This window comes from Limnobaculum parvum (assembly GCF_003096015.2).
GTDB classification, from domain to species: Bacteria; Pseudomonadota; Gammaproteobacteria; order Enterobacterales; family Enterobacteriaceae; genus Limnobaculum; species Limnobaculum parvum.
In genome coordinates this window covers 1180524-1197937 of sequence record NZ_CP029185.2, presented here as the reverse complement: position 1 = coordinate 1197937, position 17414 = coordinate 1180524, and the positions used below count along the sequence as shown (strand labels likewise).

The window sequence follows — 17414 nt, the reverse complement described above, 5'->3', positions numbered from 1 at the left end:
AAGCAGATATTTAATGATAATCAATACCGGATGAATATATCAGTAATCTTAATTTAAAGAAGTGGATAGCCAAGCATTCAGTCCTTAGCCATTTTATCCTCAATAACTACCCAGCGTTTATGGATCCATAATGACAGCAACATAATGGTACTGCCCACCAACATTTTTCCCCATTCCGGCCGCTCTTGCCAAATAAGAAAATTAACCATCAACCCTACGGGTATCATGGCATTATTCATAATTGCCAGCGTTCCCGCATCTACTTTTCCGGCACCATAATTCCACATGAAATACCCTACGCCAGAAGCACCTAACCCCAGCCAGACTAATATTCCCCACTGTACAAAAGTGGTGGGCAATTGTTCGATGTTGCCCAGCAGCAGCCATGCCACGATGGCCACACACAGCGCTCCCAGATAGAACAATGCGCTACTCTGCCGTGGAGGCATTGGGTAAAGCTCCATCGCACGCTTATAGCCAACTTGCCCTAGCGCAAAGAAAAAGTTAGCGATTTGGATGATTAACATGCCAAACCAGAAATTTTCTCTCGGATGACTAAAGTTAATTACACCTGCCCCCAACACCGCCAATAGCACACTAAACAGGTAGCCCAGACGTAATGATTGTCCCTTTAACAAATCGTAAATCAGTGTGACATAAATGGGCATGGTAATACCAAACAGCAAAACTTCCGGCACGGTTAAATAGATGAATGACTGATAGTAAAACAGATACATAACGCCCAGTTGGCAAGCCCCTGCCACCATAAAGGCTAAACAGGCTTTAATACTGACGCCACTAAAGCGCATAAACGGTACAAACAGCAGTGATGCTAAACCTACCCGCATCAAAATAGAGAACCAGGGATCAACCTGCCCCGCCAGATAAACGCCAATCAAACTGAATGAGAACGACCAAATAACGGTAGTAATAATCAAAAACGGCATGACAACTCCGAAATATTAGGCATGAAGAGAAGAATTAACCAAACAGGATGTCAGGCCGGGAGACTACGTCACGAATTGCCCTAATTAATCGCGCCAATGGTTCTGGCTGGATGATATAGGGCGGCATCAGGTATATCAGCCTGCCAAATGGTCGAATCCATACGCCTTGAGTAACAAAGAATTTTTGCAGGCTGGCCATATTGATTGGTTTAATCACTTCGACAACACCAATCGCTCCCAGTACTCTCACCTGATGAACATCCGGGAAATCTTCCAGCGAACGTAATCCCTGTTCCAAAGCATCGGAAATTTTCGCCACCTGAGATTGCCAGCGATTTTCAGCCAGTAAATCTAAACTGGCGCAGGCAACCGCACAGGCGAGAGGATTAGCCATAAACGTAGGGCCATGCATAAAACACCCCGCCTCTCCCTGACTAATCACATTGGCAACATTCCGGGTAGTCATGACCGCGGAGAGTGTCATATAACCACCCGTTAATGCCTTCCCGACACACTGAATATCCGGTGAAATACCCGCATGCTGACAGGCAAACAGCTTACCGGTGCGACCAAAGCCAGTAGCGATTTCATCGGTAATCAGCAGAATCTGGTACTTATCGCAGAGCTGGCGTATACGTTTAAGATATTCGGGATGATAAAAACGCATCCCTCCAGCGCCCTGAACAACAGGTTCTAGAATAACCGCAGCAATCTCTTGTTGATGCTGTTCCATTAAACGGGAAAAAGGTTCCATAGCCCCTTCCTGCCATTCGCCGGAAAAGGGAATATCGACACCATTGGCAAACAGATTTTGCGGTAAAAAGCCCTGATACAGGCTATGCATCGAATTCTGCGGATCGCATACCGACATGGCCCCAAAAGTATCGCCATGATAACCATGACGCAACGCCAGAAACTGATGTCGCAGTTCTCCTTTGCCCTGCCAGTATTGCAACGCCATTTTCATCGCAACTTCAACGGCAACCGAGCCGGAGTCTGCCAGAAAAACGGTGTCTAACTCAGGTTCAGTTATCTCAATTAACCGTCGACACAGCTCAGTAGCCGGTTGATGAGTAATACCACCAAACATGACATGTGACATTTTGGCTAATTGTTGGCTAGCCGCTTGATTTAATTTGGGATGGTTATAGCCATGAATTGCAGCCCACCAAGATGACATACCATCAACTAACTCAGAACCATCCTGTAAAAAAAGTGAAGCCCCCTGAGCCGAAGTTACCGGATAACAGGGCAATGGCTGAATCATCGAGGTATAGGGGTGCCAAATATGACGCTGGTCAAATTGAATATCTGACAACATAAAAAAACAACCGTAAACTAAATTGACATAAAATTAGTTTACAATTAAAGTTTTTCAAAACCAACAGATTATTGATCGGACCACACATGAATCAGACTGAACGCTGGAGCGCAGCGCAAACTCAGGCCCTTTTTGATACGCCGTTACTCGAGTTGCTTTTCACTGCACAGCAGGTACATCGTGAGCACTTTGATCCCCAACAAATTCAGGTCAGTACCCTGCTCTCCATCAAAACCGGTAACTGCCCTGAAGACTGTAAATACTGTCCTCAAAGTGCTCGTTATAAAACAGGCCTCGCCTCAGAAGCCTTAATGACGGTAGAACAGGTGCTAGAATCCGCTCGTCAGGCAAAAGCGGCTGGCTCTCAGCGTTTTTGTATGGGGGCTGCATGGAAGAATCCCCATGCACGTGACTTACCCTATCTAGAACAAATGATCCGTGGTGTAAAAGCGCTGGGAATGGAAAGCTGCATGACGTTAGGCTCACTCACGCCCTTTCAGGCAGAAAGGTTAAAGCAAGCCGGGTTGGACTATTACAATCACAATCTGGACACCTCACCAGAATACTATGACAAAATTATTACCACTCGTCGCTATCAGGAACGTCTGGACACGCTGAATTATGTGCGTCAGGCGGGTATCAAAGTCTGTTCTGGCGGTATTCTTGGGCTGGGAGAATCGGTCACTGACCGAGGTGGTTTGCTACGTCAGTTAGCTAATATGCCAGAACCGCCAGAGAGCGTTCCCATTAACATGCTGGTTAAAGTTGCAGGCACGCCGCTGGATAATGTTCCTGATATAGACCCTTTCGAATTTATTCGCACCATCGCCATTGCGCGCATTATGATGCCCCGCGCTTATGTCCGCCTGTCAGCAGGTCGGGAACAGATGAATGAACAAACTCAAGCGATGTGCTTTATGGCGGGAGCTAACGCCATTTTCTATGGCTGTAAATTACTCACCACGCCCAATCCGGAACAGAACAGTGACTTAAAACTATTTCACAAGCTGGGGCTCAATCCTGAAAAGCGGCAAATAGAGCAAACCTACAGCGAGCAGTTGGTACACATCGCTAAACGGATACATGAACCAGACACCGAGCATTATTACAATGCAGCGCCTTGATGCCACAGAGAATGTTATGAGCCACATCTGGTTTATCATTGGTACCGATACTGATGCAGGAAAAACTGTCGCCAGCAGCGCATTATTGCAGTCATTTTCAGCGCGACACTATCAGGTTGCTGGTTACAAACCAGTGGCTTCCGGCAGCCTGCAAACGGAGGATGGACTACGCAATCAGGATGCCCTGATTTTGCAGCATTATTCATCAAAAAAATTAGACTATCATCAAGTCAATCCCGTGACTTTCTTTCATCCAACATCACCCCATATCGCCAGCCGTCTGGCGTCTAAGCCAATACAGCCGTTAGTGTTATCATCAGGATTAGCCCGCTTAAAGCAGAAAAGTGAAGTGGTGATTATTGAGGGTGCCGGAGGATGGTTCACGCCTATCAATGAGCAATATTCTCTATCTGATTGGGTGATCGCTGAGCGCTTGCCGGTAGTCATGGTGGTAGGAATCAAACTCGGCTGCATAAATCATGCTTTGCTAACCCAACAGGCGCTAACGAGTGCTGGTGTACAATTTAGCGGTTGGATAGCCAATAGCGTACAGCCAGATTATCTTTATTACGATGACTATATAAATACCCTGAAAAGGCGGATTACCGCTCCACTACTGGGTGAAATCCCCTATATACCGAATCTTTCATCCTACTCTGCATTAGGGCAATACATCGACAGCTCCCTACTGTTGCCGAAATAAAAACAAAAATCCAAAGCAATAAAAAACCCTCATATCGCTATGAGGGTTTTTCTATTCAGTCATCGTATCAATTAAGGAAGCATTGAAGGCTGATCGGCGCCCTCTTTTTCCACTTTAGTTGGTAGCATGTGTTCACGCTTCACTCCCATCTTCAGCGCCATATAGGCCGCTACCCAGATAGATGATACGGTACCCAGCAAAATACCAATGGCCAGTGATTCAGAGAAGCCTTTCAACATCTCACCACCGAAGAACAGCAGACACAGAACCGCCAGTAAGGTCGTACCTGATGTCATCAGCGTCCGGCTCAGCGTCTGAGTCAGTGAAACGTTCATGATCTCATAAGGTGTACCGCGACGAATCTTACGGAAGTTCTCACGTATCCGGTCAAATACTACGATGGTATCGTTCAGTGAGTAACCGATAATCGACAGCATTGCTGCCACGATTGTCAGGTCTACTTCACGCTGGAATAACGAGATGATGCCTAATGTAATCACCACATCATGCGCCAGTGCAAATACCGCACCCGAAGCCAGACGCCATTCAAAACGAAATCCAACATAGACAAGGATACACAGTAAACAAACGATAATCGCCATTAGACCCGACTGTGCCAACTCGGCACCAACGCTTGGCCCAACGAATTCGATACGTTTAACTTCTGCACCTTCATCGGCATTGCTGTGAACGATACCCAGAATCTTGCTGCTCAGAACTTCACTGTTCATTCCTTCAATCGGCGCCATGCGGATCATAACGTCACGGCTACTACCAAAGTTTTGAACAATAGGGTCTTTAAAGCCTTGTGCATTCAAGTCAGCACGCACTTTTTCCAGATCTACCGGGTGGGTCAATTTAACTTCAATCACGGTACCACCGGTGAAGTCCAAACCCCAGTTAAACCCTTTCATGCCTATGATGACAAACGAAGCAACCACAAGAATCATAGAAATAGCAAAAGCGGCATTACCCACACGCAAGAAGTCATAGACTCTGCGACCGTGGTTAAGCTGCTCTACTTTATATTCCTCTGCCACAACAGACTCCTTAAATAGACAGCTTGGTAATGCGCTTGCCGCCGTACGCCAGGTTAACAATGGCGCGCGTACCTACAATCGCAGTGAACATGGAAGTCAATACGCCGATAGACAGCGTAATGGCAAAGCCTTTAATCGAGCCGGTACCTACACCGTACAGAATAGCGGCGGTAATCAGCGTGGTCAGGTTAGCATCTAAAATACTGCTGAATGCCCCCTTATACCCTTCATGAATCGCCTGTTGGACACTACGCCCATTTTTCAGCTCTTCTTTTATCCGCTCATTGATCAGTACGTTAGCATCAACTGCCATGCCTACCGTCAGTACAATACCGGCAATACCCGGCATACTTAGCGTTGCCCCCGGCAACAGCGACATCGTACCGACAATCAGAATAACGTTGACGACCAATGCCGCACTGGCCATCAGGCCAAATACGCGGTACACCAGCAACATAAAGATCACCGATACCATCAGCCCCCAGAAACAAGCTTCCAGACCCTGAGTGATATTCTGCTGCCCCATTGACGGACCAATAGTACGCTCTTCAACAATCTGAATTGGCGCTATCAATGCACCAGCACGCAACAACAGTGAAAGTTGACGAGCTTCAGTACCGTTATCAATACCAGTAATGCGGAAGCTGTTACCTAAGCGAGACTGAATGGTAGCAACGTTGATAACTTCTTCTTGTTTTTCAAGAATAGACCTGCCGTTATCATCTTTTTTACCGCTGTCTTTATACTCTACAAACACCGTGGCCATATTTTTGCCAATGCTGTCTTTCGTAAAGTTAGACATGATATTGCCACCAGCACTGTCCAGAGAAATGTTCACCTGTGGGCGACCATATTCATCATTGCTGGAAGTAGAATCGGTAATGTGATCGCCAGTCAGAACCACCTTCTTGTATAACACCACTGGGGAGTTATCACGGCGGTACTTCACTTCAGATTTACTACGGTCGCGGCCGCGTAATACTGAAGCTGCATCAATGCTGGTATTTACCAAACGGAATTCAAGCGTTGCTGTCGCACCCAAAATTTCTTTAGCGCGGGCAGTATCCTGAATGCCGGGTAATTCAACCACAATTCGATCGGCACCCTGACGTTGAACCACAGGTTCAGCAACCCCTAACTGGTTTACCCGGTTACGCAGAATATTAACGTTCTGCTGAACCGCATATTCGCGTGCTTCGCTCAAACGTTGTGCGGTCATCTGCGTGGTAAAACTGTTGTTGGAGTCTGGAGTAATAATCAGATCGCGATGACGAGGCGTCAGAAAATCAATGGCTTTAGTACGCGAATCCGCATCAGGAAAACGAGCCTCAACGCCGAAGTTGCTACTTTTTACCACTTCAGAATAAGCAATACCTTCGGTATGGAGTTCGCTTTCAATAGAATCTTGCGTTTGCTCTTGCAGCTTAGACATCGCGGTATCCATATCCACTTCCATCAGGAAGTGCACGCCACCGCGCAGGTCGAGACCTAGTTTCATTGGCTCTGCGCCAATTTTTTGCAGCCACGTTGGTGTAGCTGGAGCAAGGTTTAATGCAATAACAAACTGATTCCCGAGCGATTCTGCTAGTATTTCCCGAGCCCGCAACTGAACATCCGTATTATCAAACCGAACCAGCAAAGAGCCATTCTCTTCCAGCGCTGCGGATTTGATAACAATATTCTGTTGCTTCAGTGCATCTTCTACCTGACCCAACGTAGCAGTACTGGCGGTGCCACCGCGCACCCCAGTAATCTGAATCGCCGGATCCTCACCATAAATGTTAGGAAGCGCATATAGCAAACCAATACCGATCGCGAAGACCAGCATTAGATACTTCCATAAAGGATAACGGTTTAACACAATAGTAGTTTCCCTTCGGGAAAATCAAAAAGTATAGCGCTCGAATTAGAGCGCTTTCATTGTGCCTTTAGGCAATACAGCCGCAACGAAGTCACGTTTGATGGTCACTTCAGTTGTATCATTCAGAGCAATAACGAGGTAGCCAGTATCCGAAACTTTAGATACGCGACCCACTAATCCACCGGTGGTCAATACTTCATCACCTTTAGTAATGGAACTCATCAGGTCCTTATGATCTTTAGCACGCTTCTGCTGTGGACGCAGGATCATAAAGTAGAAGATCAAACCGAAAACTACCAGCATGATAACTAAAGAATATGGGCTACCTTGAGCTGGTGCACCGGCTGCAGCCACTGCGTCAGAAATAAAAAGACTCATTAATGAGATTCCTCTGTTGTTATGTTGATGAATTTATGAACTATTTAGCTAACGGTGGGACAGCTTTACCTATCCGACCATAAAAATCAGTAACAAAGTGCTCTAATGTACCTTGCTCAATGGCCTCACGCAAACCCGCCATTAAACGTTGGTAGTATCTCAGATTATGGATGGTATTTAACCGCGCACCCAATATTTCATTACAGCGATCAAGATGATGCAGATACGCCCGACTGTAATGGCGACAGGTATAACAGTCACAGTGTTCATCAAGCGTAGATGTATCATCTTTGTGTTGTGCATTACGGATTTTAACCACTCCATCCGTAACAAACAAATGTCCATTGCGCGCATTACGCGTTGGCATCACACAATCAAACATGTCGATACCCCGGCGAACTCCCTCCACCAGATCTTCCGGTTTCCCTACCCCCATTAAATAGCGAGGTTTATCTTCCGGAATTTGAGGACAAACATGCTCTAAAATACGATGCATATCCTCTTTTGGCTCACCTACCGCCAAACCGCCGACAGCGTAACCGTCAAACCCAATCTCTACCAGCCCTTTTACCGACACGTCACGTAAATCTTCGTAAACGCTACCCTGAATAATGCCAAACAGCGCATTTTTATTCTGCAATTCATCAAAGCGTTGACGACTACGTTTCGCCCAGCGTAGAGACATCTCCATTGAGCGTTTGGCATAATCCCAGTCTGCCGGGTATGGCGTACACTCATCGAAAATCATCACGATATCAGAACCAAGATCGTATTGAATTTCCATCGACTTTTCTGGGCTGAGGAATATCGAATCGCCGTTAATCGGGTTACGGAAATTGACCCCTTCCTCGGTGATTTTACGGATATCACCCAGACTAAAGACTTGGAAACCACCGGAATCGGTCAGAATAGGACCATGCCATTGCATAAAATCATGCAGATCGCCGTGCTTACGCATGATCTCCTGACCAGGACGCAACCATAAATGGAAGGTGTTACCCAAAATAATTTGAGCACCGGTGTCTTTCACCTCTTCAGGCGTCATACCCTTTACCGTACCGTAGGTACCTACTGGCATAAACGCCGGTGTCTCCACCGTGCCGCGTTCAAAAACTAAACGACCACGTCTGGCGCGACCATCTTTTGTCTGTAATTCAAACTTCACGTAAAACCTCCGCCACCAGATAAACAGTCTGGAGCTTGCTTCTGTTAATTACGATTTCCCATCAGGGATTTCATTAATCGCTTCTGGATTACGGGTGATGAACATGGCATCCCCATAGCTAAAGAAACGGTATTGCTTCTCGACCGCCTGCTGATACGCTCGCATAATATTGCTGTAACCGGCAAAAGCCGATACCAACATAATTAGCGTTGATTCAGGCAGGTGAAAATTAGTAATCAGGGTATCAATAACCCGGAACTGATAGCCGGGATAAATAAAAATGCGGGTGTCACCAAAAAATGGCTCAATTAAATCTTGTTTAGCCGCCTGAGCTGCGCTTTCCAGCGATCTGACCGAGGTCGTTCCCACGGCAACCACTTTATTACCCCGAGCCTTACAGGCCAACACAGCATCAACCACTTGTTGTGGTACTTCCGCATACTCGGCATGCATTACATGCTGTTTGATATCATCGACACGCACGGGCTGAAATGTTCCGGCTCCTACGTGCAGCGTAACGAATTCCATATTGATCCCTTTGGCCCGCAACGCTTCCAAGAGCGGCTGATCAAAGTGTAAGCCTGCTGTTGGTGCCGCAACGGCTCCCGGACGCTGGCTATAAACCGTTTGATAAAGCTCACGATCGGCCTCTTCATCTGGTCGGTCAATATAGGGAGGTAATGGCATATGTCCGGCGGCGTTAAGGATCGTCAGAACATCGCGACCATCGGTAAAATGAAGTTCAAACAACGCATCGTGACGTGCTGCCATAATGGCGGGAATAGATTCATCATCCCCTAACAGCAGTTCTGCTCCCGGTTTCGGCGCTTTCGACGCACGAACATGTGCCAGAACTCTTCGATCGTCCAGCACTCGCTCAACCAGAACTTCAATCTTTCCGCCACTGGCTTTCTTGCCAAACAGCCGCGCCGGGATCACTCTGGTATTATTAAATACCAGTAAATCGCCAGCATTCAGCTTGTCCAGCACATCCGTAAATGTGTCATCAATCAGCGTGCCACTAACACCATCAAGAGAAAGCATACGGCAAGCGCTGCGTTCCGCCTGAGGATAGCGGGCAATTAAGGATTCAGGAAGTTCAAATGAAAAATCAGTAACGCGCATGGGTTTTCAAATCTCAAAAAACAAGCGGCCTAGTCTAGAGCCAGTCGGATAAGGCTGCAACATATAAGGCAATAAAAGTATAAGAAAACCAGCAATAATCGACTTACTTCGTATCGTCTGGCAATCAATAATGATAATAAGCATATCAGCGATGTAAGATTACACTATAATTACCCTATGAATTTTCTTGCTCACCTCCATTTAGCCTCACTGGCCAACAGTTCCCTACTGGGAAATCTGCTGGCAGATTTTGTACGCGGTAATCCTGACGGGAAATATGCACCTGAAGTAGTTAGCGGCATTATGTTGCACCGGCGTATCGATAAACTCACCGATAATCTTCAACCGGTGAGAGAAGCGCGCCGCCTGTTTAGCCAGCCTAACTATCGGGTAGCGCCTATTGCATTGGATGTTCTATGGGATCACTTCCTCGCCAGACATTGGGAACAATTTGATAACGCTATGCCGCTGCCAAATTTTATTGCTCTGGCAAAAAACAGCATTGTTCCTTATTTGTCAGAAACGCCCTCTGAATTTCAATACATCAATCAGTACATTTGGCGAGATCGTTGGCTAGAGCGCTACGCTGAGTTACCATTCATCGCTGATACCTTACATAATATGGCAATTCGTCGTCCACGACTGGAAGCATTAAGCTACTGCATTGAGGATATACGACAACATTATCACCTATTAGAAGAGACATTCTTGCACTTTTATCCAGCGATGATGGAACAAGCCAGAGCAAAACAATTGTAAAAATTTCAAATAGATAAATAACAAAGCTAAACTAAATTACCCTATAACCACATTACAGAGTATGATGTTATGGTTATGTTTATCATCTGTAATATAAGTGCTCTGGTTTAGCATAGGCAGAAGCTATCTCAACAATCGGTCTGATATTCTTTGCGATCGATACCTGACTGCCTATACTTGCACGCAAAATTTGCTTCCTTTATTTATTAACCCACTTGACAGGAGAGTTATTATGGTTCTGGTTACTCGCCAAGCCCCTGATTTTACTGCTGCGGCTGTTCTTGGTAACGGCGAAATCGTTGGAAACTTCAATCTGAAGAATCATCTGAATGGCAAAGCAGCTGTGCTGTTCTTCTGGCCAATGGACTTTACTTTCGTATGTCCTTCTGAACTGATCGCTTTTGACCATCGTTATGAAGAGTTCAAAAAGCGCGGTGTTGAAATTGTTGGTGTTTCTTTTGACTCAGAGTTTGTACACAACGCATGGCGTAAAACTCCAGTCGACAAAGGCGGCATTGGCGAAGTTAAATATGCAATGGTTGCTGACGTTAAGCGTGAAATTCAGCAAGCATATGGTATTGAACATATGGATGCTGGTGTTGCTTTACGTGCATCTTTCCTGATCGACAAAAACGGAGTTGTTCGTCACCAAGTCGTTAACGACCTGCCACTGGGTCGTAACATCGACGAAATGATCCGTATGGTTGACGCACTGCAATTCCACGAAGAGCACGGCCAAGTATGCCCAGCTCAGTGGGAAAAAGGCCGTGAAGGCATGAACGCCTCTCCAGACGGCGTTGCTAAATTCCTGTCTCAGAACGCAGCTAAACTGTAATTAGCGCTTTGTTTTGATATTGAAAAGAGCCGCGATGCGGCTCTTTTTTTTGGGTGTTAGTTAGGCATTGGCATATGTTTCGTCCGTAATAGTGCAGTATCTGTCTTAGCTATCGTGCAACGGTCGAGCAGAGGAGGTTAACGAGCCCCTTCTGCACTCCCGCGCTTTCGCAAAGGAATTCAGGTCGCTTAAGCGACGCCCTTCCTCCTTCGTTCAGCCTTAACGCACCGACACAGCGACGTCGTCAGCTGAATTCAAGTGTTCATAATAAAGGGCTAACGGGCTAAGAATACTACACAAAAAAATGGCCCCGATTATCCGGAGCCATTTTCAACGAAATCTAACTAACAGAAGCAATTAACCTGCTTTCTTCGATCCCATACCTTTCAAATAGTAAACTCCCACCAACAATGCTATCCAAGCGAAGCCTACATACAGCGAAATACGCGTAGTTGGGAAGTAACCAATCAGGCCGATGATCCCAAACAGGAAGATCAGCGCAATAACGGAAGTTACTGTACCACCGCGCAGTGGGAAATCCAGCTTGCTGATTTGCTCTGGCGTTAGCTTACGGCGAAAGCCGATTTGTGATAGCAGGATCATAATCCATACCCATACGGTGGCGAACGTTGCCAGTGACGCAATAATCACAAAAACATCTTCAGGAATAATGTAATTCAGATAAGCGGCAACCAGCAGTCCAGCCATCATAAACAGTACTGTAATCCATGGCACACCACGTTTGGACAGGGTAGTGAACATTTTAGGCGCTTGCCCCTGCTCGGCTAAACCGTACAACATGCGGCCTACGCCGAATACATCACTGTTAATCGCTGAAAGCGAAGCAGTAATCACCACAAAGTTCAGAATCCCCGCGGCAGCAGTAATACCCAGATTTTCAAAAGTCAGAACAAATGGACTACCGTGAGTACCTACCTGATTCCACGGGTAGATAGACATAATAACGAACAGCGTACCCACATAGAAAATCAAAATACGGAAAGGCACTGAGTTAATGGCTTTCGGAATGGTCGTCTTCGGATCTTCTGCTTCGCCAGCCGTAATGCCAATAATCTCAATACCACCATAGGCAAACATCACCATTTGCAGGGACAAGACCATGCCGATAAAGCCATTGGCGAAGAACCCGCCATTAGACCATAAATTATGGATACCCGTTGGTTCACCCTGATTACCAAAGCCCCAGACGATGATGCCGATCCCCGCCAAAATCATAATAATAATGGTGGCAACTTTGATGAATGATAGCCAGAACTCAAACTCACCGAACACTTTCACGTGCACCAGATTAATCGCACCGATAATCAGCACCACGCTCAATGCCCAGACCCAGAGCTCGACATTCGGGAACCAGAAGCTCATATACAAACCAAAAGCCGTGACGTCAGCAATGGCTACAATCAGAATTTCAAAACAATAAGTCCAGCCGGTGATATAACCCGCTAATGGCCCCAGATAATCCTGCGCATAGCGGGAAAATGCACCAGCCTGTGGGTTATGGACGGACATCTCCCCAAGCGCTCGCATAATGATAAAGGCGAAAACACCACCAATAAGATAGGCCAATAGAACGCTGGGACCTGCCATTTTTATTGCACTTGCGGAACCATAGAACAATCCGGTTCCTATCGCTGACCCCAACGCCATAAAACGGATATGGCGAGCGGTTAAGCCTCGTTTAAGTTTGTTGGTTTGTTTTTCCATGCCGAAGTTACTCGTCTTTTCTCGTTATAACGCCGCAGATTGAGACCGCGGCGTTTATTAGCAATAAATAATACCCTGTCTTAAATTACGTTTTGGTCGCTTCCTGATGCTGCGGCATAAAACGATCGACAACCACTGCGATCGCTAATGTTACGAGCGCAGGAGGAAGCCATGCCAAACCCTGCTGTGCACCAGGAAGGTTATCAACCCAGCTAGGTAGAATGTTCGCAATGGCCGATGCTTTAATACCATCCAAAATACCGACAATTGATGTTACCAGCATTACCGGGATCATAATACGACTTTCAGAGCGCCACATGCGACTGGTAAAGCTTAATACAACCAAAGCGATACAAGGAGGATAAATTGCCGTTAATACCGGGACCGAGAACTGAATCAGATGGCTTAGTCCTAAATTAGAGACCACCATAGCAAAAATAGCCAGAATGAAGACCAATGCTCGGTAGGATAACGGCAGTAATTTAGAGAAAAACTCCGCACAGGCGCAAGTTAAACCAATCGCCGTTACCATACAGGCAATAAAAATCATTGCCGCAAGGAAGATACTGCCAAAGCCACCAAAGGTATGCTGAATATAGGCATGAAGGATCACTGCACCATTGGTTGCATTAGGTACCAGAGAGCCACTGCCAGAACCCAAATTAAACAGACTCAAATAGACCAGTGTCAAACCAATACCGGCAATCAAACCGGCAATAACCGTATAGCGTGTTAATAACGTAGGGCTGGAAACACCACGAGAACGCGCTGCATTGACAATAATAATGCCAAATACCAGTGCGCCTAAGGTATCCATCGTCAGATACCCTTCAACAAACCCTTTAGAGAATGGGATATTCTGATAAATCTGTATCGCTGGCAAATGTTCCCCGGCAGGCCACAGTAATGCAGCAAGGCCTAAAACAGCCAGTGAAATAATTTTCAGCGGAGCCAGAAAACGACCAACGGTGTCCAGTAATTTACCTGGGTAAAGAGAAACCAGAATCACCAAAGAAAAATAGACTAGGCTATAAATAAATAACGGTAAGCTACTGTCTTTATCGGATAACAATGGAGCAATACCCAACTCAAACGATACCGTTGTGGTACGCGGCGTGGCAAACAGAGGGCCAACGGCTAAATAACAAATCGTCGCCAGCAGTAACCCAGCCTTATGACCAATTGGAGAACTGAGCGCTTCGATACCTCCGCCCACTCTGGCCAGAGCAATCACGGTAACCACCGGTAAACCCACGGCAGTTAATAGAAAACCTAATGACGCAATCCAAACGTTTTCACCAGACTGTAACCCTACCATCGGAGGGAAAATAATATTTCCCGCACCAACAAACAGGGCGAATGTCATAAAGCCTAAGGCGATAATATCTTTAGAACTCAGTTGTTTCATATTAAACCATTACATATCTGTCAAAGAATCCATCAATAATATTGATTTTGCTATATCGCAAATAGGTTGCAATGCCACAGTTTAACAACATTAAATTGGATGATTTGCATACTAAAAAAAGATGATTTTATGGTGACTCCATCAATAACGGCGCTAAGTAAACACAATAATAGCCATAGAAAACAAGTGTTATTGATGTTCACAGAATAATTATCTAGACAAAGGTTAAATAGCAGCCTGATTGACAATAAACTCAGCATAAACATCTAATAATTAATTTATGACCAGCTCATTTTTTAATCTTAAATAAAAACCGTTACTGATCGTTATTCGACGAGCTGCAGTATCCGTTAAAATTTCAGCATAGAAAACATCTAACGGTGTAATTGAGAGGTCTGACGGTTTTAGTTTGGTCACAATAATCACTTATGACATCCACCGTTTTTTACTTCCTCTGTGGATTCTGTAATCGCGCTAAAAACAGATAAGATAGTTTATTCCAGCGACAGTATTGAAGGTAAACGATGACAGCCACAACACAAGGTTCTGCAATGAAATCCAAGCTATTACGTTGGAGCAATGATTTTATGTATCAGGCGATTCTGAATCATGCGCAGAAATATGACGGTAAATTTCTTACCTGTGTAAAATCAACGGGAATCTACTGTTTGCCCTCTTGCCCGGCCCGCAAGCCTTTGCTAAAGAACATTCGCTTTTTAGCAACGGAACAGGAAGCCATCGCCGAAGGTTTTAGAATCTGTAAACGCTGTCGTCCAGACCTGTTTTACCGAGGTGAAAGCGTCGATGAAAATCTATTTATCGAGATGCTGGCCCGTATTCGTTCTTGCCCATCATCATTCAGTCGTGTCAGCTCACTGGCAAAAAGCGGCGGTATCAGCACAACAAAACTGAATGAGTTAATTCGTCTGCATGCCCATCTTTCACCGGCAGATTTACTCAATCGTGAGCGTATCAAAGCCGCTTGCTCTGCCCTGACTCATTCATCACAGCGTATTCTGGATGTTGGTCTAGCCGTTGGTTTTGAAAGTGAGGCCAGTTTTCACCGGCAGTTTTCTGCACATATGGCAATGACACCTCATGCTTGGCGTTTGTTGAATAGCAGTAGTGAGTTTGCGCTAAAACTGCCTGATGATTTCACCCCTGATTACGCTTGGCGCTACCATCTGCGTGATAAGGATAGCCTATCTGAACATCTTGATAAGACCGGCTTTACCAAAGCGCTGTGGGTTAATGGTTATCCGGTAGTCATCCATCTACAGATTGATGGACACACCGCAAACTGTCGCTGGACACTGCCCGAAGAGTTTATAGCCAATAGTGAACAACCTGTCGGAGTGGAAATTCATCGGCAGGTGATGCGGTTGCTGGGTTTAAATACCGATGTACTCGGTTTTCGCAGCAACGCCAGACAAAACAAACACATGGCCAGATTAATTGAATCCACCTCTGCCATCTATGTCCCCATGACCGCGAACCCCTTTGAATCACTGGTATGGGCAATTATTGGTCAACAAATCAATCTGACCTTTGCCGCTACGCTACGGCAGGCTCTGATTAAATTGGCTGGCCCGGTAATCGGACAAGATGGATTTCGTATTCACCCCTCTGCCAAAGAGATTTCAGAACTGGAGCCTCACCAACTCACCGATATTCGATTTTCTCGCTCAAAAGCTCAATATCTTATCGGCGTGGCTAAAGCCGTGGTCACTGGAGCGCTGGATTTAGATCAATTAGAACAGGGATCCGCCGTTGTGGCTGAAAGAAAACTCTGTGAGCTAAAAGGAATCGGCCCCTGGACCGCTCGCTACACGCTGATGCGAGGTATGGGATTTGCCGACTGCGTACCCGTTGGTGATAGCGGACTTTATGCTGCCCTCCAACAATTCTATCAGTTGGATAGCCGCCCCAGCACCGCTGAAACTGAACAACTAATGAAACCATTTAGTCCATTCCGTACACAAGCAACCACCTGTTTATGGGAAAGTCTGAGGAATAAATCATGAGACCAATGAGCAAGAGTTTGATCAATGCCACGGCTATTGGCATCTTTGACAGCCAGTTTGGTTCACTGTCTGCTTGGCTGGATGAGTCGGATAAACTTATCCGTCTGTCATTTCATATCCAACAAGATCTGGAATATGCTAAACGGCTTGAGGTGATACGTGACGATACTAAAGTCGAGTTTGTTGCCCAGCAGATTTATGAATATCAGCGGGGGATAAGAGTTGATTTTGATTTGCCAATTAGCCTGTACGGCACGCCATTTCAGATAAAAGTTTGGAATGAACTGCGTAAAATTCCGTTTGGAGAAACCATAAGCTATCAAACATTAGCTACTCGTGTTGGTAATCCCAAAGCGTCGCGGGCCGTCGGGGGCGCTAATGGCAATAATCCGATTAGCCTGATTATTCCTTGTCATCGGGTCATTGGAGCCGACGGATCGCTAACTGGCTATGAAGGTGGAATCCCCATTAAAGAAAAGCTATTAGCTTTTGAGAAGCGTTGCCATGCTAATGCGTAATCCCTCTCTCTTTATGACGTCGACATTGCCTCATGGTAGTATCGGCAAACTCGTTACCTATGTTCGGAGCATGAACGACGTTTATGGTTAAGACCCTACTGTTATTTATTGCTACGGCGCTGGCAGAAATTATTGGCTGCTTTCTTCCCTATTTATGGCTAAGAAAATCAGCCTCTATCTGGATATTATTACCCGCAGCCAGTAGCCTCGCGCTATTTGTCTGGCTATTAAGCCTCCATCCCGCCGCCAGCGGCCGGGTGTATGCCGCCTACGGCGGTATCTATATTGCTACCGCACTGGTTTGGTTAAGACTGGTGGATGGTATCAAACTCTCTATGTATGACTGGCTAGGCGCAACGGTTGTTTTGGCCGGCGTGTTAATTTTAGTTTCTGGCTGGAAAGCCTGAGGTTCCATGTGCCTGTCATAGCATCCCTTACCCGACCACCGTACAGTAGCCGAATAGGACATCGCGTTATTTAC

General features: G+C 46.0%; 16 protein-coding genes. 7 read left to right on the top strand and 9 right to left on the bottom strand.

What is annotated here, in order from left to right:
• Positions 1-77: 77 nt before the first annotated feature.
• The gene (locus HYN51_RS04765) at positions 78-947 is read right to left on the bottom strand and encodes a DMT family transporter (protein ID WP_108901785.1); all 870 of its coding nucleotides are present in this window, start codon (positions 945-947) and stop codon (positions 78-80) included.
• 34 nt (positions 948-981) lie between these two features.
• Positions 982-2268: an adenosylmethionine--8-amino-7-oxononanoate transaminase gene (gene bioA / locus HYN51_RS04760; protein ID WP_108901784.1), complete on the bottom strand. Its 1287-nt coding sequence runs from the start codon at positions 2266-2268 to the stop codon at positions 982-984.
• A gap of 86 nt (positions 2269-2354) precedes the next feature.
• Here bioA and bioB point away from each other — a divergent pair, with 86 nt between their 5' ends.
• Positions 2355-3392, top strand: coding sequence for a biotin synthase BioB (bioB, locus tag HYN51_RS04755; protein ID WP_108901783.1), 1038 nt, complete (start codon positions 2355-2357; stop codon positions 3390-3392).
• 16 nt (positions 3393-3408) lie between these two features.
• A complete protein-coding gene (bioD, locus tag HYN51_RS04750) occupies positions 3409-4095 on the top strand; it encodes a dethiobiotin synthase (RefSeq protein WP_108902165.1) in 687 nt (228 codons plus the stop codon).
• 71 nt (positions 4096-4166) lie between these two features.
• On the opposite strand, the gene secF is transcribed toward bioD, so the two are convergent.
• Genes secF through queA form a run of 5 tightly spaced genes read right to left on the bottom strand, consistent with a single transcriptional unit; the run spans position 4167 to position 9664 of the window.
• Positions 4167-5135 (bottom strand): protein translocase subunit SecF, encoded by a 969-nt coding sequence (gene secF / locus HYN51_RS04745; protein ID WP_108901782.1) that lies wholly within the window; start codon positions 5133-5135, stop codon positions 4167-4169.
• Between the two features lie 10 nt (positions 5136-5145).
• Positions 5146-6996, bottom strand: a complete 1851-nt coding sequence (secD, locus tag HYN51_RS04740) for a protein translocase subunit SecD (protein WP_108901781.1) — start codon at positions 6994-6996, stop codon at positions 5146-5148.
• Positions 6997-7041: 45 nt separating this feature from the next.
• A complete protein-coding gene (yajC, locus tag HYN51_RS04735; RefSeq protein WP_108901780.1) occupies positions 7042-7374 on the bottom strand; it encodes a preprotein translocase subunit YajC in 333 nt (110 codons plus the stop codon).
• 40 nt (positions 7375-7414) lie between these two features.
• Positions 7415-8539: a tRNA guanosine(34) transglycosylase Tgt gene (gene tgt, locus HYN51_RS04730; RefSeq protein ID WP_108901779.1), complete on the bottom strand. Its 1125-nt coding sequence runs from the start codon at positions 8537-8539 to the stop codon at positions 7415-7417.
• 48 nt (positions 8540-8587) lie between these two features.
• The gene (queA, locus tag HYN51_RS04725) at positions 8588-9664 is read right to left on the bottom strand and encodes a tRNA preQ1(34) S-adenosylmethionine ribosyltransferase-isomerase QueA (RefSeq protein WP_108901778.1); all 1077 of its coding nucleotides are present in this window, start codon (positions 9662-9664) and stop codon (positions 8588-8590) included.
• A gap of 177 nt (positions 9665-9841) precedes the next feature.
• On the opposite strand from queA, the gene HYN51_RS04720 reads away from it, so the two are divergent.
• Both HYN51_RS04720 and HYN51_RS04715 read left to right on the top strand, forming a co-directional pair.
• On the top strand, positions 9842-10423 hold the full coding sequence (locus HYN51_RS04720) for an acyl carrier protein phosphodiesterase (RefSeq protein ID WP_108901777.1): 582 nt from the start codon (positions 9842-9844) through the stop codon (positions 10421-10423).
• A gap of 232 nt (positions 10424-10655) precedes the next feature.
• Positions 10656-11258, top strand: a complete 603-nt coding sequence (locus tag HYN51_RS04715) for a peroxiredoxin C (protein ID WP_108901776.1) — start codon at positions 10656-10658, stop codon at positions 11256-11258.
• A 357-nt stretch (positions 11259-11615) separates the two neighbouring features.
• Here HYN51_RS04715 and proY read toward each other — a convergent pair whose 3' ends face one another.
• Together proY and brnQ are read right to left on the bottom strand one after the other, a co-directional pair.
• Positions 11616-12983 (bottom strand): proline-specific permease ProY, encoded by a 1368-nt coding sequence (gene proY, locus HYN51_RS04710; RefSeq protein WP_108901775.1) that lies wholly within the window; start codon positions 12981-12983, stop codon positions 11616-11618.
• 85 nt (positions 12984-13068) lie between these two features.
• Positions 13069-14391, bottom strand: coding sequence for a branched-chain amino acid transport system II carrier protein (gene brnQ / locus HYN51_RS04705; RefSeq protein WP_108901774.1), 1323 nt, complete (start codon positions 14389-14391; stop codon positions 13069-13071).
• Positions 14392-14915: 524 nt separating this feature from the next.
• On the opposite strand from brnQ, the gene HYN51_RS04700 reads away from it, so the two are divergent.
• The 3 genes from HYN51_RS04700 (at position 14916) to HYN51_RS04690 (ending at position 17340) form a co-directional block, all read left to right on the top strand.
• Positions 14916-16415 (top strand): DNA-3-methyladenine glycosylase 2 family protein, encoded by a 1500-nt coding sequence (locus HYN51_RS04700; protein WP_108901773.1) that lies wholly within the window; start codon positions 14916-14918, stop codon positions 16413-16415.
• Positions 16412-16933 carry a methylated-DNA--[protein]-cysteine S-methyltransferase gene (locus HYN51_RS04695; protein WP_230514021.1) on the top strand — a complete coding sequence of 174 codons (522 nt, stop codon included), beginning with the start codon at positions 16412-16414 and terminating at the stop codon, positions 16931-16933. Before HYN51_RS04700 ends, HYN51_RS04695 begins: the two co-directional genes overlap by 4 nt.
• A gap of 83 nt (positions 16934-17016) precedes the next feature.
• Positions 17017-17340, top strand: coding sequence for a YnfA family protein (locus HYN51_RS04690; RefSeq protein ID WP_108901772.1), 324 nt, complete (start codon positions 17017-17019; stop codon positions 17338-17340).
• The last annotated feature ends 74 nt before the right edge of the window (positions 17341-17414 follow it).

What these genes read in the sequence shown, in the direction of transcription:
- HYN51_RS04765 (WP_108901785.1), bottom strand. Translation starts at nt 947, where the DNA reads ATGCCGTTTTTGATTATTACTACCGTTATTTGGTCGTTCTCATTCAGT.
- bioA (WP_108901784.1), bottom strand. Translation starts at nt 2,268, where the DNA reads ATGTTGTCAGATATTCAATTTGACCAGCGTCATATTTGGCACCCCTAT.
- bioB (WP_108901783.1), top strand. Translation starts at nt 2,355, where the DNA reads ATGAATCAGACTGAACGCTGGAGCGCAGCGCAAACTCAGGCCCTTTTT.
- bioD (WP_108902165.1), top strand. Translation starts at nt 3,409, where the DNA reads ATGAGCCACATCTGGTTTATCATTGGTACCGATACTGATGCAGGAAAA.
- yajC (WP_108901780.1), bottom strand. Translation starts at nt 7,374, where the DNA reads ATGAGTCTTTTTATTTCTGACGCAGTGGCTGCAGCCGGTGCACCAGCT.
- queA (WP_108901778.1), bottom strand. Translation starts at nt 9,664, where the DNA reads ATGCGCGTTACTGATTTTTCATTTGAACTTCCTGAATCCTTAATTGCC.
- HYN51_RS04720 (WP_108901777.1), top strand. Translation starts at nt 9,842, where the DNA reads ATGAATTTTCTTGCTCACCTCCATTTAGCCTCACTGGCCAACAGTTCC.
- HYN51_RS04715 (WP_108901776.1), top strand. Translation starts at nt 10,656, where the DNA reads ATGGTTCTGGTTACTCGCCAAGCCCCTGATTTTACTGCTGCGGCTGTT.
- proY (WP_108901775.1), bottom strand. Translation starts at nt 12,983, where the DNA reads ATGGAAAAACAAACCAACAAACTTAAACGAGGCTTAACCGCTCGCCAT.
- brnQ (WP_108901774.1), bottom strand. Translation starts at nt 14,391, where the DNA reads ATGAAACAACTGAGTTCTAAAGATATTATCGCCTTAGGCTTTATGACA.
- HYN51_RS04700 (WP_108901773.1), top strand. Translation starts at nt 14,916, where the DNA reads ATGACAGCCACAACACAAGGTTCTGCAATGAAATCCAAGCTATTACGT.
- HYN51_RS04695 (WP_230514021.1), top strand. Translation starts at nt 16,412, where the DNA reads ATGAGACCAATGAGCAAGAGTTTGATCAATGCCACGGCTATTGGCATC.
- HYN51_RS04690 (WP_108901772.1), top strand. Translation starts at nt 17,017, where the DNA reads ATGGTTAAGACCCTACTGTTATTTATTGCTACGGCGCTGGCAGAAATT.